Annotated in this window: 13 protein-coding genes and 1 pseudogene; 3 read left to right on the top strand and 11 right to left on the bottom strand. The window is 59.6% G+C overall.

All coding sequences use genetic code 11. The features are described from left to right. The first annotated feature begins 143 nt into the window (after window positions 1–143). The gene (yjgA, locus tag DXXMK7_RS01565; RefSeq protein WP_038663181.1) at window positions 144–692 is read left to right on the top strand and encodes a ribosome biogenesis factor YjgA; all 549 of its coding nucleotides are present in this window, start codon (window positions 144–146) and stop codon (window positions 690–692) included. A 31-nt stretch (window positions 693–723) separates the two neighbouring features. Here the strand turns inward: yjgA and DXXMK7_RS01560 are convergent, their stop codons facing one another. After that, entirely contained in the window at window positions 724–1,350 is a 627-nt protein-coding gene (locus DXXMK7_RS01560) for a LysE family translocator (RefSeq protein ID WP_038917553.1), read from the bottom strand. Between the two features lie 115 nt (window positions 1,351–1,465). On the opposite strand from DXXMK7_RS01560, the gene DXXMK7_RS01555 reads away from it, so the two are divergent. After that, window positions 1,466–1,966 (top strand): DUF1543 domain-containing protein, encoded by a 501-nt coding sequence (locus DXXMK7_RS01555; RefSeq protein ID WP_038917552.1) that lies wholly within the window; start codon window positions 1,466–1,468, stop codon window positions 1,964–1,966. A gap of 12 nt (window positions 1,967–1,978) precedes the next feature. Here DXXMK7_RS01555 and aaeB read toward each other — a convergent pair whose 3' ends face one another. Genes aaeB through aaeX form a run of 3 tightly spaced genes read right to left on the bottom strand, consistent with a single transcriptional unit; the run spans window position 1,979 to window position 5,100 of the window. Further along, window positions 1,979–3,928 carry a p-hydroxybenzoic acid efflux pump subunit AaeB gene (aaeB, locus tag DXXMK7_RS01550; RefSeq protein ID WP_038920768.1) on the bottom strand — a complete coding sequence of 650 codons (1,950 nt, stop codon included), beginning with the start codon at window positions 3,926–3,928 and terminating at the stop codon, window positions 1,979–1,981. Between the two features lie 13 nt (window positions 3,929–3,941). Further along, on the bottom strand, window positions 3,942–4,865 hold the full coding sequence (aaeA, locus tag DXXMK7_RS01545) for a p-hydroxybenzoic acid efflux pump subunit AaeA (protein ID WP_080762624.1): 924 nt from the start codon (window positions 4,863–4,865) through the stop codon (window positions 3,942–3,944). A gap of 31 nt (window positions 4,866–4,896) precedes the next feature. After that, window positions 4,897–5,100: a p-hydroxybenzoic acid efflux pump operon protein AaeX gene (gene aaeX / locus DXXMK7_RS01540; protein WP_022631808.1), complete on the bottom strand. Its 204-nt coding sequence runs from the start codon at window positions 5,098–5,100 to the stop codon at window positions 4,897–4,899. 337 nt (window positions 5,101–5,437) lie between these two features. Here aaeX and aaeR point away from each other — a divergent pair, with 337 nt between their 5' ends. Next, the gene (gene aaeR, locus DXXMK7_RS01535; RefSeq protein WP_038663193.1) at window positions 5,438–6,382 is read left to right on the top strand and encodes an HTH-type transcriptional activator AaeR; all 945 of its coding nucleotides are present in this window, start codon (window positions 5,438–5,440) and stop codon (window positions 6,380–6,382) included. Between the two features lie 46 nt (window positions 6,383–6,428). Here the strand turns inward: aaeR and tldD are convergent, their stop codons facing one another. From tldD to mreB, 7 genes and pseudogenes are all read right to left on the bottom strand, one after another. After that, window positions 6,429–7,874: a metalloprotease TldD gene (gene tldD, locus DXXMK7_RS01530; protein ID WP_038917549.1), complete on the bottom strand. Its 1,446-nt coding sequence runs from the start codon at window positions 7,872–7,874 to the stop codon at window positions 6,429–6,431. A 46-nt stretch (window positions 7,875–7,920) separates the two neighbouring features. Then, the gene (gene yhdP / locus DXXMK7_RS01525; RefSeq protein WP_038920767.1) at window positions 7,921–11,757 is read right to left on the bottom strand and encodes an AsmA2 domain-containing protein YhdP; all 3,837 of its coding nucleotides are present in this window, start codon (window positions 11,755–11,757) and stop codon (window positions 7,921–7,923) included. A gap of 109 nt (window positions 11,758–11,866) precedes the next feature. After that, a complete protein-coding gene (gene rng, locus DXXMK7_RS01520; RefSeq protein WP_038663199.1) occupies window positions 11,867–13,336 on the bottom strand; it encodes a ribonuclease G in 1,470 nt (489 codons plus the stop codon). Then, entirely contained in the window at window positions 13,326–13,919 is a 594-nt protein-coding gene (locus DXXMK7_RS01515) for a nucleoside triphosphate pyrophosphatase (protein WP_038917548.1), read from the bottom strand. The genes rng and DXXMK7_RS01515 overlap by 11 nt, the downstream gene beginning before the upstream one ends. Before the next feature lie 24 nt (window positions 13,920–13,943). After that, window positions 13,944–14,432 carry a rod shape-determining protein MreD gene (mreD, locus tag DXXMK7_RS01510; protein WP_033570505.1) on the bottom strand — a complete coding sequence of 163 codons (489 nt, stop codon included), beginning with the start codon at window positions 14,430–14,432 and terminating at the stop codon, window positions 13,944–13,946. A gap of 13 nt (window positions 14,433–14,445) precedes the next feature. After that, a pseudogene (gene mreC / locus DXXMK7_RS01505) lies at window positions 14,446–15,586 on the bottom strand (rod shape-determining protein MreC). Window positions 15,587–15,689: 103 nt separating this feature from the next. Continuing rightward, a complete protein-coding gene (gene mreB / locus DXXMK7_RS01500; RefSeq protein WP_012883014.1) occupies window positions 15,690–16,733 on the bottom strand; it encodes a rod shape-determining protein MreB in 1,044 nt (347 codons plus the stop codon). Between the last annotated feature and the right edge of the window lie 23 nt (window positions 16,734–16,756).

Genomic DNA, 16,756 nt, shown 5'->3' with positions numbered 1-16,756 from the left:
ACGAATGCTGTCCGCCTGCTATTCGTCACCTTACCTCAGACGTAAAATGAGGTAGCCTGTGATTGAGTCTAACAGGATCGGCGGACAATTTCGCACAAAGCCCATAACCTGATAGGATCAGCCTCTTTTATTGGGGAGCCACGATGAACAAACATCCCGAAGACTGGCAGGATGACGTCCCGGACGCCAGCCAGGACGATGAAGACGAAGAGATAATTTGGGTCAGCAAAAGCGAAATCAAACGCGATGCTGAAGCCCTGAAAGCGCTGGGCACCGAGCTGGTTGAGCTGGGTAAGAACGCGCTGGAGCGCATCCCGCTGGATGAAGACCTGCGTGCCGCGATTGAACTGGCGCAGCGCATCACCAAGGAAGGCCGCCGCCGTCAGTTGCAGCTGATTGGCAAGATGCTGCGCGCCCGCGACCCGGAGCCAATCCAGACCGCGCTGGACAAGCTGCGCAACCGCCACAACCAGCAGGTATCGCTGTTCCACAAACTGGAGCAGTTGCGCGACCGGTTGGTGACCGAAGGCGACGGCGCGATTCCAGACATCCTCGCACTTTATCCGCAGGCCGATCGCCAGCAGCTGCGCTCGCTGGTGCGTAACGCCCAGAAAGAAAAAGCCGCCAACAAGCCGTCCAAGTCGGCCCGGCAGATTTTCCAGTATCTGCGCGAACTGGCGGAAGCCGAGTAATGTCAGGCAGGCACCTTACGGTGCCTATTTTTTATTTGGTTGACGCCACCAGCGCGGAGCCGGCGAAAATGAACAGGGTGCCGGTGGCGCGGTTGAACAACCGCAGGCGGCGCGGATGGGCAAACAGCGCCGATACCCGGTGGCCCATGCAGGCGTAAGTAAACATGATGCTGAAATCCAGCACTACCCAGGTGAGCGCCAGCAGCGCGAACTGCATGGCTTGCGGCGCGCTGGTATCGATAAAATTGGGAAACAGGGCGGCAAAGAACAGGATGTCTTTGGGATTGCTGACCCCCACCATAAAGCCGTGACGATAGAGACCCAGCGCGCCCGGCGCCGCTTCATCCACCTCAGTTGACGGCGTCAGGGTGCTTTCCCGTGTCCGCCAAGCGGAAATGCCGAGCCAGATCAGGTAGAGCGCGCCCACCACTTTCAGCGCCAGAAACGCCGTCGCCGACGCGGCCAGAATCGCGCCCAGCCCCAGCGCGGACGCCGTCATCAGCACCAGCGAGCCGGTCGCGCCGCCCAGAATGGTCGCCAGCGCGCGCCGTTGCCCGTACCGCAGGCCATGCGCCATACTGAGCAAAGCCGACGGACCCGGTACGGCAATCAGCACGGCGATCACACCGAGGTAAACCAGCCAAAGATGCAAAGTCATTATTCTGTCTTCCGTTGATGTCAATTTATCTAACAAGCGGTTAAGGTAACGCTTTCGTTATGTAATTTAAAACACAACGAAATGGCAGACCACAACCCTAAGAGACTGATCCCACATGACAACGCTATTTCTGTATTACGTGGGCGGGCGCGCCCAGGGCGCCAACATCGAACTGCATGACGTCCAGTTCGCCGCAGTGGAACGCCCAGAAGACGGATTTCCCCTGCTGAAAGCCAGCTGGTTCGGCGATAAAAGCCAGGTCCACGTCGATAGCTACACCCCCTGTCAGTGGGCGGACGGCTATGATATCACGCTCAGCCGTCAGCCGTTTCATGGGCGGGAAAAACTCTGGTTCATCAATATGGGCGGATATCTGCCGCACGACCCGGCGGAAGTGCATCAGTTCGGGCTGTTCGTGGCGCCGGATGCGGAACAGGCCAAACAACGCGCCAAAGCGGTGTTGCTGACCGAGGTGTTCCAGCAGCACAAGGACGATCTGCGCGATGTGGACGACTGCCTGCCGCTAACCCTGCTGGACCGCTGGCATATCCACCTGACCGCCAACCTGACCGGTCGCGTATCGCCGCCGCAGTGGCAGGGGTATCACCCGCTGTAATCGCTTCCCGGCTTAATCGCCGAGCGCGTGTTTATGACGGTGCAGCAGCGCCGTCAGGCGGCCGACCGCATTAATTGCGTCATCCGATACCTGATGGTCGCGCAACAGGTGCTGATATTCATCCATCTGCGCCAACAGCCGGGAAAAATGGTGACTGCGGTCGCGGGTAGCGGCAATCACTTGTTCCGCCGTCGCCCGCATCTGGCGGTGAAAAGCGGACAGGCTGGGGCTGACCGGCAACTCCAGCGTCCGCAGGCGCTGATGCATCATGATCAGCGACAGCGCCAGCCGGTATTTGCCGATTTCCCCCGGAAACAGGTTCAGCAGCAAAAACAGGTGCTGATACAACGCGGGCAGGTGGTTCTCCTGCCGCCGTGCCGGACGGGTCGACAGCGCCGACACCGCGCCGAACACAAACCGGTTAAGTAGCGTGCGCTCGGTGCGGTCGCGGGTATTATCCCGAATCAGCAGAATAACGATCAACGCCAGAAAACAACCGATAATCTGCCCGATAGCGTTATCAAGGAACTGGGACAGGTTGAACTTCATCGGATTGCTGAGTACCAGAATGTTGATGGTGCTGGCCAGCGCACCCAACGATCCCAGCCGCCGCTTCTGCACCTCAATGCCGATCACAAACGCCATGCCGCCCAGACTCAGGCACAACAGCAGCAGGCTTTGCTGGGTGGACGGCAACACCAGCATGAACATCAACGCCCCCAGCGGCAGCGCCACCAGAGAACCAATCAGAAAGTCCTTGGCCGCCATCAATGGATTAGGCAGCCGCATCGCCAGCGAGGTCACCACCGCGATGATCACCATACATGAACTGCCCGATGTCCAGCCGGTCCACAACCAGAACAAACACCCCAGGCCGGTGGCGACAGCAGTGCGTATGCCGTTGATCATGGCGTGATGCGTTTCCGCCGAGCTGGCCTTCACCGGCACGTCGGCATCCAGCAACGCCGCTTCGCTCTGACTGATGCGCACATTGGTTTTTACGCCTTTCGACAGCAGTTGGTAGCGGGCCGCCGCCGACAGCCAGCTCACCAGCGTCGGCGGCAGGCTGCGGCTATGCGCGGCAGCCAGATGACGAAACTGTCGTAAACGCCGCTGCACGTCCGCCGGCGTATCCGCCGGTTGTTCCAGCATCATGGCAATCGCCCCTTTAACAGCATCGGGGTGGTCCTGCAGCGTCAATCGGGTTTCGCACGCCTGGGTAATCATGACCCAGGATTGGGTCAACAGCGTTTTTATCCGGCGACTAGCCCCCTGCCAGCGGGATGACTCCATCATCAGCACGCTGCGCATACCGTTGATGGCGTGTGTTTTACGCACCAGTCCGTTCCACGCGGCGTCCAGCTCCTCTTTCGACATGCCATTCACGCAGCGTTGCAGCAATTGATATTGCCCCACCAGCAGTTCATCCACCGCCCGGTCGATATCCTTTTTGATAGAACGGGGTGAAAACAACAGGTCGGCCAAAATGGCGCAGACAATCCCCAGCACGATTTCACTGCAACGTTCAACGGCGAATTGCGGAATACGCAGCGGCGCGCTCTGGCTGGTAACGATGATGATCAACGTCGTGTAGCCCGCCAGCGCAAACACATAGGCGTTCTCTACTTTCACCAGCGACGAAATCCAGACGCAGACGCCCGCCCACAGGCAGCACAGCATCAGCATCACCACCGGCGCCCGCACCGTGGCGATGATAATAACCAGCGCGCCGATACAACCGATAAAGGTGCCGATCACCCTGAGCATACCGCGGTGACGAATGGCGCCGGAGAACGGATCGCCGCCGGCGGCGAAAGCCGGACCGGCCGCTACAATCGCGGCGGTCAGCGCCGCCCAGCGCGGGGTTTCCAGTTGCAGATGAAACCCCAGCACCAGCGACAGCACGATAGCCGTGCTGAGTTTGAAGGCAAACCGCAGGCGCAAAAACGCGGGACTGTTCATCATAGGCGCTCGCTTAGCCAAACTCGCGCAGACGATGCAGCAGTTGCAATAACGGCGACATCGACTTGGTGTTGCGGGTATGCTCGCCGGTCACTACCACCGTGGCGGTGGTCCCGGCCGGGTACAGGTCGCCCCATTGCTGATCGAGACGAATCCTGACCGGCACCCGCTGTGCCAGCCGTACCCACTCCAGATTGGAATCCACCGTCGCCAGCCCTTTGGTGTCGGCGGAACTGCTGCTGTTGGTTACTCCGGCGGCGATGCTATCCACCGCGCCGAACAGAATCTGATTGCTGCCCAGCGGGGTGATTTCCACCCGATAGCCGGGGCGCACGCCCGCCAGTTTAGTTTCTTCCATGTAGGCCAGCAGATAGAACGAATCCTTTTTCACCAGCGCCACCGCGGTGGAGCCGCGGGTAATGTATTCGCCGGCGTGCACGTGCAGGTTGGTTATCCAGCCATCGGCCGGGGCTCGCACCACCGTACGCGCCAGATCGAGCTTCGCCAGTTCCAGCTCCGCCTGCGCCTTTGCCAGCTGATGCAGCGTGGTTTGCAGCGCATTGCCGGACTGTTCAATCTCTTCACGCGACATCGCCTGCACGCCGAGACGCTGGCGGCGCGCCGACTCCCGCTTTTTCTCATCAGCCAGCGCCTGATAGTAGGCCACGTCCGCCTGCGCCTGCTCCAGCGCCTGCTGGTAACGCGGCTGATCAATCACGAACAGCACATCGCCCTGCTTCACCGGCTGGTTATCCTGCACTTTCACATCGGTCAGCAGGCCGCTGACATCGGGGGCGATCGCCACCACATCAGCGCTGAAACGAGCGTCGCGGGTCCAGGGAGATTCGGTGTAAAACGACCACACGCGCACCAGCGCCACCGCGGCCAGCAACACCAGCACTAGCGTGATGGCCATGCGGCTGAATTTTTTGATCATCACTTTCACAACAGATGCTTTCACAACAACCTCAAAGACCGAAACGAAACAGCAGATAGAACAGGCAGACAAACAACGCGGTATTAAACAGAGCCGGGTGCCAGACCCGGTCGTAAATGCCCGTGGGATGCAGCAGTCGGATACAGATAAAAAACAGCGCCAGCGTCACCAGCAGCACAAAAAACACCGGCGGGAACGACAGGCCGAACAGCACCATGACCGGGAGTGAATTCATCCTCTTTTCCTTTTTTTCACCATCACGCCGCCCGTCGCTCGCATCAGCAACCGTATGTGTCGGGGTCGGGGAAGATGAGGTAAACACCCATTCCCGTCGGCATCGCTGCCAGCGGGTGAAAGACACAGCTTTAACTGAATAATCACGATGGCGGGCGCTGATTTAATGCAGATCGCTTGCGGCGTTAAATCAGCGTTTTAAACCCTTCGGAACGACCACGGCAGCAAAGACGAGTAATCAGGACCGCTCTTCGTGGTCAAACAGGCTATATTATGAAACGTTATTATTATGTTATCTACGCAGTGTGATCTAAATCACTTTTAAGCCAGGATTAACAATGGAACGATTAAAGAGCATGTCGGTCTTCGCCAGAGTAGTGGAGTTCGGCTCGTTCACCGCCGCCGCCCGTCAGCTGGAAATGAGCGTATCCGCCGTCAGCCAGACGGTTACCCGGCTGGAAGATGAACTGCAGGTGAAACTGCTCAACCGCAGCACCCGCAGCATCGGGCTGACGGAAGCCGGCAGGATTTACTACCACGGCTGCCGCCGCATGTTGCACGAAGCGCAGGAAGTGCATGAGCAGTTATATGCGTTCAACAACACCCCGATCGGTACGCTGCGCATCGGCAGCTCCTCCACCATGGCGCAAAACGTGCTGGCGAATATGACCACCGACATGCTGAAGGAGTACCCGGGGCTGTCGGTCAATCTGGTGTGCGGCATTCCGGCGCCGGACCTGATTGCCGACGGATTGGACATCGTCATCCGGGTCGGCGCGCTGCAGGACTCCAGCCTGTACAGCACCCGTCTCGGCTCCATGCCGATGGTGGTCTGCGCCGCCAGAAGCTATCTGGCGCAGCACGGCACGCCGGAAAAACCCGCCGACGTGAGCAACGTATCCTGGCTGGAGTACAGCGTCCGCCCAGACAGCGAATTTGAGCTGATAGCGCCGGAAGGCATCACCACCCGGCTGACGCCGCAAGGACGCTTCGTCACCAACGACCCGGTCACGCTGATTCGCTGGCTGAAAAACGGCGCCGGCATCGCCTATATGCCGTTAATGTGGGTATTTGAAGAGATCAAACGCGGCGAAATAGAGATCCTATTCCCGCGTTATCATTCGGACCCGCGCCCGGTGTACGCGCTCTACACCCGCCGCGACAATCTGCCGCTGAAGGTGCAGGTTTGCATTAATTACCTGACCGAGTATTTCAACAAGGTGGCGCTGATTTATCAGGGATACCGGCAGGAACACCCGCAGAGCGAGCCGCCGCAGAAATAAATCAGGCCGCACCGGCGGCCTGATTTAACAACCAACGTATCAACGCTTAGGCGGTGCCGCCCACCGTAATGTTGTCGAGCTTCAGGGTCGGCTGACCGACGCCGACCGGCAAGCTTTGCCCTTCCTTGCCGCACACCCCGACGCCTCTATCCAGCGTCAGATCGTTGCCGACCATCGAAATCTGCTGCATGGCTTCAATGCCGGAGCCAATCAGCGTCGCGCCTTTCACCGGTTTGGTGACGCGGCCGTTCTCGATCAGGTACGCCTCGGACGTGGAGAACACGAACTTGCCGGAGGTGATATCCACCTGACCGCCGCCAAAGTTCGGCGCGTACAGACCGTAATCCACGCTGGCGATGATCTCTTCCGGAGTGGATTTGCCCGCCAGCATGTAGGTGTTGGTCATACGCGGCATCGGCAGATGGGCGTATGACTCGCGGCGGCCGTTGCCGGTCGGCGCGACGCCCATCAGACGGGCGTTCAGTTTGTCCTGCATGTAACCTTTGAGAATGCCGTTCTCAATCAGCACGTTGTACTGGCCGGGCACGCCTTCGTCATCCATCGCCAGCGAACCGCGGCGCCCTTCCAGTGTACCGTCATCCACCACCGTACACAGCTCGGATGCTACCAGCTTGCCGACCTGACCGCTGAACACCGAAGTGCCGCGACGGTTGAAGTCGCCTTCCAGACCGTGCCCGACCGCCTCGTGCAACAGCACGCCCGGCCAGCCTGAGCCCAGCACCACCGGCATCGACCCAGCCGGCGCCGCCACGGCGGACAAATTGACCAGCGCCATGCGCACCGCCTCTTTGGCCCAGGCTTCCGCCCGCACTTCGCCATCCGCCTGCTGCCAGAAATAGTCGTAGCCGGTACGCGCGCCGCCGCCGCTGGAGCCGCGTTCACGACGGCCGTTTTCTTCCACCAGCACGCTGACGGACAACCGCACCAGCGGGCGCACGTCCGCCGCCAGAGTGCCGTCGGTGGCGGCCACCAGAATCAGCTCATACACGCCGGTCAGGCTGGCGGTGACTTCCTGCACGCGCGCATCCGCCGCGCGGGCGGTGGCGTCAACCCGTTGCAACAGCGCGATCTTCTCTTCACGAGTCAGGCTGTCCAGCGGATTGGCCTGCGGGTACAGGCCGCGATGCGGCACTTCGCCCAGCGTTTTAACCGCGCCGTTGCCCTGCTCACGCACAATGCTGCGCGCGGCCTGCGCGCTTTGCTGCAGCGCGTTGAGCGTAATCTGGTCTGCGTAGGCAAAACCGGTCTTCTCGCCGTTAATGGCCCGGATCCCCACGCCCTGATCGATATGATAAGAACCGTCCTTGATGATGCGATCTTCCAGCACCCAGGACTCATGGTAGCTTGACTGAAAATACAGGTCGGCGTAGTCGATACGCCGTTCACTCAACGTGCCTAAAATAGACTGTAAATCCTGATGGCTCAGTTTATTGGCCGTGAGTAATTGCTCACTGACAAATGTCAGACTCATAGAATGTCACTCTTATTGTCAATGTCATCAGATAACCAGACCGCAGTTACTGGCCCGCCGCCTCGGCGGCCTTGGCTTTTTGCGGTTCACGCACTACTTCCTGAATCTTTGGTTGATCCACACTACCGGAAATGTGGTAACGAATCAGGGAAATTTTACTCCACAACGGCGCCAGCACCTTGCTGGCGGCAAACACCGCCGCCCCGATTACCGGGTTGACCGCAAAGGCGGTCGCCACGCCGACGGTGGCGGAAATCTCCGGCGCCACCACCGCTTCCATCGACAGTTCGCGCTTCACCAGATCGATGTCGCCTTTCATGGCGATATCCGCCTCAAGGCCGTCCACCAGCAGATTATCGGTGTGCAGCACCCCGTCTTTTATCCACGCCGTGCTGCGAACCGAGTCAAAGTAAAAGCCTTTGCCGAAGGTGTCGCTGAAATCAAACTGTAGCTTACGCAGCAGCGCATCGAAACTCACCAGCCGTAATAATTGCCCGGCCTGGCCGGTGCCGACGTTGACGATTTCGCCTTTGCCGATATCGGTTTTCAGGATCCCGCTCAGGCTCGGAATATGCGGCGCCCACGGCGAACCGTGCCAGTATAGGTCGTAGTCGATCTTGAACGCGCCGGCGCGCAACGGCGTCGCCAGCCCCAGCCAGTCGGCGTTGTCGCTCAGGCTGCCGCCGGACAATTGCCCTTTGATCGCGGTGCGGGTGCCTTCGCCGCTTTCCTGCCAGCTGCCGTCCAGCGTCAGCCTGGCCTTACCGTTGTCGACCAGCCCGTTAGCCAGCACCAGCTTGTTGGGTTCCGGTTGCAGCGTGCCTTTCATCTGCCCGACGTTTTGCCCCATCAGCCAGCATTCACGGCATTCAAACTGCAGCGCCGGCCAGTCTTCAAAGCGAATGCTGGGATCGTTGAGCGGCGATTTTTTCTCCGCCAGCGCCGCCGGGTTGGTCGCATCGTCCCCTTGCCACTGCGGATTATAATAAAGATAGCGCACATCGCCGCGCCACAGCCCGGAAGCTGGGATCAGCAGGCGACCGTCGATTTCTCTGCCGGCGGCGGTAATTTCGCTGCCGCCGTTCTGGCTGCGGCTGGTAAACATCAGGTCATGCCATTGCTGACCGAGTATTTTCAGTTCCGGCGTGGTCAGCGTCACCCGCTCCGGCCACTGAAAGCGGCTGGCTCCGGCCTGCGCCGTAACGGCGTTGCGCACGCCGGGCAGCAGCGCCAGCCAGCGCTCGCCGTCCAGCGGCGGCAGCGCCAGCGTCAGCGACGAATCATCCGGCAGCGGCGGGGGTTTCCCCCCTTCCTGCCAGGCGGCTCGCGTCAGCATGACTTGGTTATCTTTAAGCAGCCACTGACTGTTGAAAGACTGGTTTTTTCCCAATGAACCGGTGAGCGAGAAACCGCGAACGTCCCCTTTGGCACTGACCTGCAGCCCCAGCGCCGTTCCTCCGGCTTTATTCAGCGGAGAAGGTAAGCGACTGCTCACTTCCTTAAGATCGCCCTGAACCGTCACTTCATAACTGGATGGCCCCTGATGCGGCAGCGTTACCTGTACCGCGCTCTGCCAGCCGGCATTGCCATTAAGCGCCATCGTTACCGGTTTGGGCAGCCCCGGCAAACGGGACACCGCCCAGCTTCCCTGCAATCCGACATTGACCAGAAACGCTTTTTCCTGTTCCTGAGTCGAAAAGTTGAAGGTCAGCGGTTGTTCGAGCCAGCGCGCCTGTAGCGTCTGGCTGGAGAGGTTGCCGTTATCGTAATGGAACGTCCCGCTGACCGACTGGAGCGACACGTCCAGCGGCTTGATAAACAGATGGTTATTGTTGAGCGCTACGTCGCCGCTGGCCTTCACCAGCCCGCCATTGAGCGGGATGTCGAGATGCAGGTTGCCCTGCACGTCTCCGCCAATCTGGAGCTGCGTCAGCGCGCTGCCCAGCGTGGGTTTCATCGGCGTCTGCGCGAAGTAATCGCTCACTTTCTTACCGCTTCCGCTGATGTCGCCGTCAATCAGCAGCTTTTCCTTGCTGTAGTCCGGGATCACCGCATTGATGTTGCGCCCTTCAGCCTCGCCCAGCATCACATGCGGCGCCGACATCCACAGGCCGTTATTAAGGAAATTCAGGGTAATATTCAGATTGTCCAGCGCGGGCCAGCCGGGCTGGAACTCGAAACGCGATTTTTCCAGCGGCACCCAGACCTGGAATTGCCCTTCCTGATGCTCGAACGGGAACTGCGCCGGATTGCCGGCGAACACCAGCGTGGCGTTATCCACCTGACCCGATTTGATGGCGCCGGTCAGGTAATTCACCAGATCCTTGCCCATAAACGGCTCGGGATAATAGCGCCAGGCATCGGCGGCATCGCCGAGCCGAATCCCGGCCAGAATATCCAGCCGTGGTTCTCCCTGCGCGGGATGGCGATAGTGGAAATCACCGTTGGCCCACAACGAACGGGAGCGAACATCCAGCCCTTGTCCCCACAGCTCCCAGCCCTGAGAGTCGTTGCGCCAGTCCAGCGTGGCGTCCGCCTGCCGGATATCCAACGGCGCGCGGAACATATCCTGATACGGCAAGGTGCTCTGCGCCAGATTCACCCGCACCCGCCCGCGCGCCAGACTGCCCGCCGCCTCGCCGGAAACATGATTGGCGCCCGGCAGCAGTCGCCAGTTTTTCCAGCCGACATCCTGCCAGCTCGCCTGAAAGCGGGTCTGTTCGGGTTGCTGCAAGGGGATATCCAGCGCCAGCGTGGTCAGTTGTCCCTCCGGTTGCAGTGCCTGCCAGCGGGTTTTCAGTTCCGGCGTGGTGGTGCTTAACAGCGGCAGCAACGGCCCCAGACGATCCAGCGCCAGATGACGACCGCGGATGCGTAACTCGGCCGGGCGGTCCGGCCCCAGCAACTGCGTATCCGACGGCAGCCACAGGGCGGACAGTTGCCCTTTCGGCCAGTCGACGCCATCGGTGGACAGGTTCAGCGCCGGCACATCCAACTGCCAGCCGTTCTGGTAGCGGCTGGCGTGCAGCGTCATGCCGTTAATGCCCAGCCGGTGCAGCGTGGTGCCGTCGCGCCAGCTGGCATCGCCCTGACTGAGCAACAGATCGCCGCCGTATATGTCGCCTTCCCGCACCTGCAACCAGGCGGCGAGGCTGAAATTGGCGCTCTCCAGCCCGGTGTTGTTGCGAATCCAGCGGCCCAGCCACGGTTTCATGTCGATGTTGTCGGCCTGCAGATAGACCACGCCGTTATTCAGCCAGCCCTGCTCGTCGCGCAAATCCATGCGCAGCTGCACCATGCCGTGCGGGCCGTTAAGGCTGGACAGGCTAATTTGCCCTTCCGCCCGGTGCCGGTTTTTACCGTTCAGCCAGGTCAGTTGGGGAATTTGCAGTTCGGCCTGGGTACCCGCCGGGGTCAGGAAACGAATGCGGCTATTGCGCAGATCGAAATGATCGAACTGTCGCAGGAACAGCGAGCCAAGTTGATCCGGTTCCCAGGTGCGGGCGCGCTGTCGATCGGGATCGATCGGCGTTTTGATGTCTACTTGCAGGTGATAAAACGTGAGATCGCGGAATTTCCACTTCAGATGCAGCAGCGACTGCCAGACATCCAGCGCTACCGAAATGCGTTCCGATTGCCACTCGGCATCCGGATGATGAATACGTAGATTAGTGATATCCAGCGTGGGGCCGAAGGTTTCCCAACTGCCGCTGAGGCTCTCCACCTCCATCGGCAAACCGGTGACGGACTGCGCCCAGGCCACGACCTGTGGCCGGAAAGTATCCAGCGTCGGCAGCACCATTCTCAGGCCGCTGACCAGCAGCGCGACCAGTACAATCAGAATGGCCCCCGTGGCTGCTGCTATTCCGGGCAATCGTTTTATGCCGGCCAGTCGCCTCACACATGTCTCCTCGTTGTTCGTCACCGGCGACGAGCGAAAACCTTAACAGAGAAAAACCCGCCAGCCGGTCTTGGCGGCGGGCGGCATGGCCTTACATCATGACCACATCAAACTGTTCCTGGCTGTACAGGGGTTCGATCTGAACCTTGACCTGTTTGCCGACGAAAATCTCCACTTCCGCCAGTGCATGCGACTCGTCGCTTTTCAATGCTTCGCCCACCGCCGGCGAGGCGTAAACCAGGAAGCGGTCGGAATCATAAGCATGGTGTACACGCACGATTTCGCGCATGATTTCATAGCACACGGTTTCCACGGTTTTTACCGACCCGCGGCCGTGACAGGTAGGACACTCGCTACACAACACATGTTCTATGCTCTCACGGGTGCGCTTGCGCGTCATCTCCACCAGTCCCAATTGAGAGAAGCCGCTGATGCCGGTTTTGACCCGATCCTTGCTTAGCGCCTGTTCCAGCGAATGCAGCACGCGACGGCGGTGATCCTCATTCCCCATGTCGATGAAATCGATGATGATGATCCCGCCCAGATTGCGCAGCCGCAGCTGACGGGCAATCGCCTGCGTCGCTTCGATATTGGTATTGAAAATGGTTTCGTCCAGATTGCGGTGACCGACAAACGCGCCGGTGTTGATGTCGATGGTGGTCATCGCTTCCGTCTGGTCGATAATCAGGTAGCCGCCGGATTTCAGTTCTACCTTGCGATCCAGCGCCCGCTGAATCTCGTTTTCCACGTCGTACAGGTCGAAAATCGGCTGTTTGCCGCTGTAATGCTCCAGCTTGCTGGTCATTTCCGGGATGTATTCGGCGGTGAATTCCAGCAGCGAGTCGTAGGTCAGCTTTGAATCAACACGGATGCGATCCAGCGACGCGCCGGCGAAATCACGCAGGATGCGATGGGCCAGCGCCAGCTCGCCATACAGTTTGCATTTGGTCTGGTTGCGCTTTTTGCGTTCCATCACCTTGGTCCACAAGCGCTTGAGAAAGGCGGCATCTTGCGCCAGCTCTTCTTCGCCCACGCCCTCGGCGGCGGTACGGATGATAAAGCCGCCCTGCTCGTCGCAGTAATCGGCCACCGTCTTTTTCAGGCGCTCGCGCTCGGCTTCGCTTTCAATACGCTGAGATACCCCGACGTGCGACGCGCCCGGCATGAACACCAGATAACGCGACGGCAGCGTGATATCGGTAGTCAGGCGCGCGCCCTTGGTGCCTAGCGGGTCTTTCACCACCTGGACCATCAGGTCCTGCCCCTGACGCACCAGTTCGGCGATGTCGCGCACATGAAAATTTTTCTGCTCGTCGCCAGCCACGCACTCGGTATGCGGCATGATATCGGACGCGTGCAGAAACGCCGCTTTATCCAGCCCGATATCGACGAACGCCGCCTGCATGCCCGGCAGCACACGGCTGACCCGGCCTTTGTAGATATTGCCGACAATTCCACGCCGGGCTTCCCGCTCGATATGGATTTCCTGCAAAATACCGCCGTCGATATAAGCGACACGCGTCTCTGAAGGGGTAATGTTTACCAGCAACTCAGCGGTCATGGGTTCCTCGTTCTTTACGCCGTGCAGAAAAATGTGTGAACAATTCAAGAGTTTCCACCAATGGCAACCCTACCACGGCGTGATAGCTCCCGAAAATCGATTTAACGAAACATCCGCCCTTTCCCTGAATGCCGTAAGCGCCGGCTTTATCCATCGGCTCGCCGCTGGCGATATATTGCGTAATTTCGTCGTCGGACAGCGTGCGGAATTGCACCTCGGTCACGACCCGCGCCGACACGCTCTCACGACGGTCCGCCAGCGCCAGCGCGGTCATCACCTGATGACGCTGGCCGGACAACGCGCGCAGGATGCGGGCGGCATCTTCTTCATCGCGGGGTTTTTCCAGCACCTGACCGTTCAGCACCACAATGGTATCGGCGCCCAGCACCGGCAAATCCACCGGCGCCGTCGCCACGCCGGCGGCGGCTTTGTCGCACGCCAGACGGCTGACATACTGTTCCGGCGTTTCATCCGGCTGGCGTTGCTCGGCGACATCGATCTTCAAAATATCGAACGAGAGGTCCAGCAACGTCAGCAGTTCGCGGCGACGAGGCGACGCGGACGCCAGATACAGATCGGTCATCACTTCCCTCTTATCATTTGCTTGTTATTGAACGGCAAACTGGCGGCGAATCTTGCGCATCAGCAGGAACAGCCACGGCCACAAGATGCCGTCGACGACACTATTCCAGAAAATTTCCGGCCGTAAAGAGACATTGATCACCAGGAACTCCGCCCAGAACACCAGTAAATCCAGCACCAGCGACAACAGCATGACGATCAGCGCCTGCTGCCACAGCGCCATGTTGCGGAACAACTGGAATTTGAACGCCACCAGATAAGCGATGATGCTCAGCCCCAGCGCCCGTACTCCCAACGTGGAGCCGAGGATCAGGTCGGTGATCATCCCCAGCACAAACCCGGTGCCGACATTGACCCGGTGCGGCAACGCCATCACCCAATAAATCAGGATCAGCGTCAACCAGGAAGGGCGATACATGTAGAGGTCATCCGGCCAGGGCATGATCTGCAGCACCATTGCCACCAGAAAAGAGAGCCAGATGATCCAGTGCCCGTGCCGGCGGTAACTATTCATGGGTTACCTCCCGTCATTGGTTACCTCCCGACGCGCCGGGCGCGGGCGTGGTCCTTTGCTGCGACGGCGCAGCCGGATTGGCGGCTGGCGTCGTGGTATGCCGGGACGATGTGGCGTTCGCCGGTTTGGACGGCGCCGCATTATTGGTTTTGGCCGGCGCCGTTTTAGCAGGCGGCGCGGGCGGGCCGACAAAGTCAGCCGCCGGCGTGTTTGACGACGGCGCAGGCGGCCCCATTTCCTCTGGCGACGGCAGCACGTGCGGCATCATCTGCATCAGGCGCTCGTTCGCTACCCGGTGCACGTCGTCCGGCGGCAGCGCGGTGCGGGAATTGCTGTCGACGCCCCACATCAGCAACAGATAACGCAGACGTTGCAGCTCAGCGGTAGGACGCGCCTGAATAACGGTGTAAGCACGCTGAGTGTCCACTTTCACGGACGACACCACCGCCACCGGATACCCTTCCGGGAAACGCCCGCCCAGACCGGAGGTGACCAGCACATCGCCGACCCGAATATCGGTATTGTTGGGCAGATGTTCCAGTTGTAAATCTTCGGTGCAGCCGTTGCCGGCGGCGATAACGCGGATGTCGTTACGCAGCACCTGAATCGGCAGCGCATGAGACGCATCGCAAATCAACAGCACGCGGCTGGTAAACTGCCCCACCGCTACAACCTGGCCGACCACGCCTTTATCGCTGATGACCGGTTGCCCTTCATACACGCCATTGACGTTGCCTTTGTCGATCACCACCTGATCGCTATAGGGATCGGAACCGGAAGACAGCACCTGCGTGACCATCTTCTGCTCTTCCTGACGCAGCGGCGACCCCAGCAGTTCGCGCAGACGGGCGTTCTCCTGACGAAATTGCCCCAGCAGCAGCAGATCGCTGTTTTTCAGCAGCAGTTCCTGACGCAGGGCGGTATTTTCCCGCTCCAGCTGTTCACGGGAGGTCAGATTGGCGGACAGGTTATCCAGCATGGCGCGCGGGCCATTCGCCAGAAAATAGAACGGGCTGACGGCGGTATCCATGTACGTTCTGATTTTGACAAACGTACCGAGCCGACTGTCAGCAAAAATAATGACAATTGCGGTAATAACTGCAAGAAAAAGGCGCAGTTGCAGGGAAGGGCCCCGGCTAAAAAATCGGCTTCATAAAATTGCGTATTCCTCGACAATAAAAAAGGGGGCTACCACGCGGGATGAATACGGCAGGCTTTCATCCATGCGATCGGTCCCCCTTCTTTGTTCTGGCCGGATTATTCTTCGCTGAACAAATCGCCGCCATGCATGTCGATCATTTCCAACGCCTTACCACCGCCACGCGCTACGCAGGTCAGCGGATCTTCCGCCACCACGACCGGAATGCCGGTTTCTTCCATCAGCAGGCGATCGAGGTTGCGCAACAGCGCGCCGCCGCCGGTCAATACCATGCCGCGTTCAGAAATATCGGACGCCAGTTCCGGCGGGCACTGCTCCAGTGCGACCATCACGGCGCTGACGATACCGGTCAGCGGTTCCTGCAGCGCTTCCAGGATTTCATTGGAGTTGAGGTTGAAACCGCGCGGCACGCCCTCAGCCAGGTTACGACCGCGCACTTCGATTTCGCGCACTTCGTCGCCCGGATAGGCGGAACCGATTTCGTGTTTGATACGCTCAGCGGTCGCTTCACCAATCAGGGAGCCGTAGTTACGACGAACATAGTTGATGATGGCTTCGTCGAAACGGTCGCCGCCGATACGTACCGAGGAGGAGTACACCACGCCGTTCAGGGAGATCACCGCCACTTCCGTGGTACCGCCGCCGATATCCACTACCATGGAGCCGGTCGCTTCGGATACCGGCAGACCGGCGCCGATCGCAGCCGCCATCGGCTCTTCGATCAGGAACACTTCACGGGCGCCTGCGCCCTGAGCGGATTCGCGGATCGCACGGCGTTCAACCTGGGTGGCGCCGACCGGCACACACACCAGCACGCGCGGACTCGGACGCATGAAGCTGTTGCTGTGCACCTGTTTGATGAAGTGCTGCAGCATTTTTTCGGTGACGAAGAAGTCGGCGATCACGCCGTCCTTCATCGGACGAATGGCGGCGATATTACCCGGCGTACGGCCCAACATCTGTTTGGCCTCGTGACCGACGGCGGCCACGCTTTTCGGGGAACCGGCACGATCCTGGCGAATAGCCACCACGGAAGGCTCATTCAGTACAATGCCTTGTCCTTTTACGTAAATCAGGGTATTGGCGGTACCCAGGTCGATGGACAAGTCGTTGGAAAACATGCCACGAAATTTCTTAAACATAACTAAAGGATAATCCTGCAAGC

Source organism: Dickeya sp. MK7 (genome assembly GCF_000406305.1).
GTDB lineage: Bacteria > Pseudomonadota > Gammaproteobacteria > Enterobacterales > Enterobacteriaceae > Dickeya > Dickeya fangzhongdai.
This window is presented reverse-complemented; position numbering and strand designations above follow the sequence as displayed.

What these genes read in the sequence shown, in the direction of transcription:
- rng (WP_038663199.1), bottom strand. Translation starts at nt 13,336, where the DNA reads ATGACCGCTGAGTTGCTGGTAAACATTACCCCTTCAGAGACGCGTGTC.
- DXXMK7_RS01555 (WP_038917552.1), top strand. Translation starts at nt 1,466, where the DNA reads ATGACAACGCTATTTCTGTATTACGTGGGCGGGCGCGCCCAGGGCGCC.
- yjgA (WP_038663181.1), top strand. Translation starts at nt 144, where the DNA reads ATGAACAAACATCCCGAAGACTGGCAGGATGACGTCCCGGACGCCAGC.
- mreB (WP_012883014.1), bottom strand. Translation starts at nt 16,733, where the DNA reads ATGTTTAAGAAATTTCGTGGCATGTTTTCCAACGACTTGTCCATCGAC.
- aaeX (WP_022631808.1), bottom strand. Translation starts at nt 5,100, where the DNA reads ATGAATTCACTCCCGGTCATGGTGCTGTTCGGCCTGTCGTTCCCGCCG.
- aaeA (WP_080762624.1), bottom strand. Translation starts at nt 4,865, where the DNA reads ATGATCAAAAAATTCAGCCGCATGGCCATCACGCTAGTGCTGGTGTTG.
- aaeR (WP_038663193.1), top strand. Translation starts at nt 5,438, where the DNA reads ATGGAACGATTAAAGAGCATGTCGGTCTTCGCCAGAGTAGTGGAGTTC.
- DXXMK7_RS01560 (WP_038917553.1), bottom strand. Translation starts at nt 1,350, where the DNA reads ATGACTTTGCATCTTTGGCTGGTTTACCTCGGTGTGATCGCCGTGCTG.
- DXXMK7_RS01515 (WP_038917548.1), bottom strand. Translation starts at nt 13,919, where the DNA reads ATGACCGATCTGTATCTGGCGTCCGCGTCGCCTCGTCGCCGCGAACTG.
- tldD (WP_038917549.1), bottom strand. Translation starts at nt 7,874, where the DNA reads ATGAGTCTGACATTTGTCAGTGAGCAATTACTCACGGCCAATAAACTG.
- mreD (WP_033570505.1), bottom strand. Translation starts at nt 14,432, where the DNA reads ATGAATAGTTACCGCCGGCACGGGCACTGGATCATCTGGCTCTCTTTT.
- aaeB (WP_038920768.1), bottom strand. Translation starts at nt 3,928, where the DNA reads ATGAACAGTCCCGCGTTTTTGCGCCTGCGGTTTGCCTTCAAACTCAGC.